Source organism: Polyangium sp. 6x1 (assembly GCF_029946515.1).
GTDB lineage: Bacteria > Myxococcota_A > Polyangia > Polyangiales > Polyangiaceae > Polyangium.
In genome coordinates this window covers 1-617 of the sequence record NZ_JARZHH010000183.1, presented here as the reverse complement: position 1 = coordinate 617, position 617 = coordinate 1, and the positions used below count along the sequence as shown (strand labels likewise).

Here is a 617-nt window from a genome sequence, read left to right as displayed (position 1 = left end):
GGCAAGACGACGCTCACGGCGGCCATCGTCAAGGTCCAGTCCAAGCAGAAGCTTGCGAAAGAGATCAAGTACGCCGACATCGCCAAGGGCGGCACCGTTCGCGACGAGACCAAGACGGTGACGATCGCGGCCGCGCACGTCGAGTACGAGTCGCCGAACCGGCACTACGCGCACGTCGACTGCCCCGGCCACGCCGACTACATCAAGAACATGATCACGGGCGCCGCGCAGATGGACGGCGCGATCCTCGTGGTCAGCGCGCTCGACAGCGTCATGCCGCAGACCCGCGAGCACGTGCTCCTCGCGCGCCAGGTCGGCCTGAACTACCTCGTCGTCTTCCTCAACAAGTGTGACGCGGTGGACGACCCGGAGATGCTCGACCTCGTCGAGATGGAAGTCCGCGAGCTCCTCAACAAGTACAACTTCAACGGCGACAACGCGCCGGTCATCCGTGGTGCTTCGCTGCCTGCGCTGCAGGGCGACCCCAAGTGGGAGGCGAAGATCGGCGAGCTCCTCGCGGCGCTCGACAGCTACATCCCGGAGCCGGAGCGCGCGATCGACAAGCCGTTCCTCATGGCGATCGAGGACGTGTTCTCGATCAAGGGCCGCGGCACGGT

Annotated in this window: 1 protein-coding gene; it reads left to right on the top strand. The window is 65.5% G+C overall.

Features of this window, described 5'->3' with window-relative positions; all coding sequences use genetic code 11:
* Positions 1 to 617, top strand: a 617-nt coding sequence (locus QHF85_RS49735) for a GTP-binding protein (protein WP_281334582.1), incomplete at both ends; no start/stop codon positions are given.